This window comes from Arenibacter lacus, from assembly GCF_008711145.1.
GTDB lineage: Bacteria > Bacteroidota > Bacteroidia > Flavobacteriales > Flavobacteriaceae > Arenibacter > Arenibacter amylolyticus.
In genome coordinates this window covers 1-3,146 of record NZ_VVIN01000133.1, presented here as the reverse complement: position 1 = coordinate 3,146, position 3,146 = coordinate 1, and the positions used below count along the sequence as shown (strand labels likewise).

At 37.6% G+C, this 3,146-nt stretch carries 2 protein-coding genes; both read right to left on the bottom strand.

What is annotated here, in order from left to right; translation table 11 throughout:
* Positions 1-61: 61 nt before the first annotated feature.
* Positions 62-862, bottom strand: coding sequence for a 23S rRNA (adenine(2058)-N(6))-methyltransferase Erm(F) (gene erm(F) / locus F1E73_RS16665; RefSeq protein WP_004295323.1), 801 nt, complete (start codon positions 860-862; stop codon positions 62-64).
* 396 nt (positions 863-1,258) lie between these two features.
* Positions 1,259-2,521: a group II intron reverse transcriptase/maturase gene (gene ltrA, locus F1E73_RS16660; RefSeq protein ID WP_150452617.1), complete on the bottom strand. Its 1,263-nt coding sequence runs from the start codon at positions 2,519-2,521 to the stop codon at positions 1,259-1,261.
* Between the last annotated feature and the right edge of the window lie 625 nt (positions 2,522-3,146).

Here is a 3,146-nt window from a genome sequence, read left to right as displayed (position 1 = left end):
CGGCAGCTTAAAAGACGACACCAAACCAGAAAAATCATCTTGACAACCACCCGACTTTGAACTACGAAGGATGAAATTTTTCAGGGACAACTTCCAGCATTTCCAAAAAACAGTTTACCCATTGACTTGGAGACAAACAAACAATTTGAGCATTAAGGTTTAAACCGAATTTTTCCGAAATTGACCTGACCTGACTTTTCCTGAAAATCGACTTTAAAGCTGTTTTTACAGATAAATCAGGTTTCTCTAACAGACAGGAAATAAATGCTAAGTATTTGGCTTTAAACTTAAAATCAAAAAATAACTGTTTTCTTTTAATGTTTAACAGGGCTGATTTGACAGTTGGCGGTGGAAAGAAACTTTCAGGACCTACCTCATAGACAAGTTTCAAATCAAAAAAAGTATGATAGAAAACGGTATATGGATTGTAAAGCTTCCTCGAAAATAACTTTTGTGTAGGTTCTAACTGAAGGACAATGGAACCTCCCAGAAAATTTCCAAGACTCTCAAACATCAGGATTTTGAAAATATCGGAAGTAATGCCATAAGGAATATTTGACACCACTTTGAAAGGAAATTTCGGAACTGCAAAATTCCTAAAATCACAACCGACAACTTGAACATTTCGGGCATCAGAAAATAATTTTCGTAAATGTTCAACCAAAGCTGTGTCGTTTTCAATAGCAACAACATTGTTGGCGATTTTTAATAAATGAACAGTAAGAAACCCCTTGCCTGCCCCAATATCTAAAACCGTATCCTGATTACTTATATTTGCTTGTCTTATTGCATCTTTTATTAGCACTTTATCAATAGTAAAGTGCTGACCCGTAAAACGAACGGGCAATTTCTTTTTTGTCATTAGTAACTTCTTACAGGTGAATACTTGAATTCAAATCGTGGAGAAGTGAATAGACAGTATTACCCGACAGAGCAACTATGACAACGTAACGCCTTTACAAAAAAGTCGGTACACGAAACCCATAGACTAATTGTCTTGACCTAAAAGAGATTGGAATTTTCAGGACTGCCTATCACTTAGATAGAAGTCCAAGGTCTGCTGAAATACATAATTCAAAAATTGAAATTGCTTGACTGCAAATTTAGTAACTTTGCTTGACAAATTAACGAGAAAGAAGAGAAAATGAAAACCGACCGCATAATCGAGTAGACGGCTCCGCACCCAAATAGGCACGGAGTTCGCCTCTCACACCACCGTACGTACGGATCTCGTATACGGCGGTTCAATAATGATACATTACTGTTTGAGGTATTCGACTAAACTAATGTAACCCCGCCTTTTTAATCGTTCGATTGTAATTGTAGTTCTAAGAATAGGGCTTTGAGCAACTGCCCAACCACCCATTCTTGTTCTACTCCACGCATAGGCTTTTCCTTGTTCTACACCTAATCGGATTAGATTCTTTCTTTTCCGTTCGGGCTTTTTCCAATGATGCCAGATGCAATATCGCAATCGGTTTCTTAACCATTCTTCCAACTTTTTAAGTTTGGCTTGAATGGATGCTTGTTTGTAATAATTTATCCAACCTCGAACCAATAGATTGATACGGTGGATTCGTTCAGTAAAATCAATAGGAATTGTCTTTTTGGTTAACATTTTAAGCTTTGCTTTAAAAGTTTTCCATTTAGAGTTTTCTACGATTAATTGATATTTTCCTTTTGCTCCCTTTTTGTAAGAGGCTACAAAGGAATGTCCTAGTAAACTAAAAGTTAAAGGACGACGAATGCCACTCTTTTCTCGATTGATTGGTAATCGGAGTTTTTGCTTTAAATACAAATAGAGTTTGTTTCCTACTCGTTTTGCGGCTTTCTTACTTTTAACATAAACACTAAAATCATCGGCATATCTTACATAACGTAGATTTCTACTTTCTAGTAATTTATCAAGCTCGTTGAGCAAGATGTTTGACAGTAGAGGGCTTAAAGGAGAGCCTTGCGGAACTCCTTTTCTGCGTTTTTGTAGTTTACCCTTAATGAGTATTGGTGCTCTAAGAAATAAACGCAAGAGCTTTAAGGTTTGTTTACACTTTACTTTTCTGTAAATCAACTCTAGTAATACATAATGTTCTACTTCATCGAAGAAAGACTTCAAGTCAATATCGACAATGTGTTGATACCCTGAATTGATGTACTTTAAGCTTTGTGAAATTGCCTGTCCCGCATTGCGCTGTGGGCGGAATCCGTAACTGTGCCTTTGGAAGTCTACCTCAAATATAGGTTGCAGTACTTGATGTAATGCTTGTTGAAAAACCCTGTCTGTAACTGTTGGTACTCCGAGCAATCTCGTTTTACCATTACTTTTAGGGATTTCAACGCCTAGTATTGGAGATGGCTGATAAACTCCTTTTTCTATTTGCTTGATGTATTGCTGTCCGTTTACTTGTAGTATAGACTTGAGTGTTTGCACACTTTTACCATCTACGCCACATGCTCCCTTGTTGCGATAAACCTGTAAATAGGCTGCGTTCAGATTCTCTTTTGATATTAATTGTTTAATCATTAATACTTCATTCGTTTTGTTGTCTCGCTTAATCGATGGCTACTTTAGTGCTAGGCAACTGCCCTTAAATCGCACCAATGCTCCATTGTTTATTAAAGACCATTATTGTTCAGTCCTTCATTAATGCTCAGCTCATTAACTACTATGACGTCGGCTGACTTCTCTGTTATGTTAACTCGTAACTACAGAGACCTCCCTTGGTAAGGTAAATACCCTTCAATCTAAGCCCGCAGAATCTACATAGATGCTCTTGAATAGTTTGGGGCTTTGTAATGATGTGCTTACTTACCCAAGCAACTATGCCTCATATTCTGTTCCTGTTCGTCGGTTCAGATTTTTGTAGTCTCGCTTACTTCACTTCTAAGGTCACCCTTAACAAGCTTGCGACTTACTAATGCTTCAGAGCGTTACCTCCGCGCATTCGGGACTTACACCCTATGGGATGTTCTTTTTTTTTAAAAAAAAAAAAAAAAACTATATTTACCATTCAAGGCACACACATCACCTATACGCAAGCAGGGGTTTCGTGCTTCGTAGGACAGTTAAGTGGTAAATTTAAAGTTCAGTTCTTCGTAGGAAGTTCAGTGGTTAAAATCCCTGCCTGCGTATAGCTGAGAACCGTTGT

Bases quoted from the DNA above. Each gene is read 5' to 3' on its own strand.
- ltrA (WP_150452617.1), bottom strand. From the start codon at position 2,521: ATGATTAAACAATTAATATCAAAAGAGAATCTGAACGCAGCCTATTTA.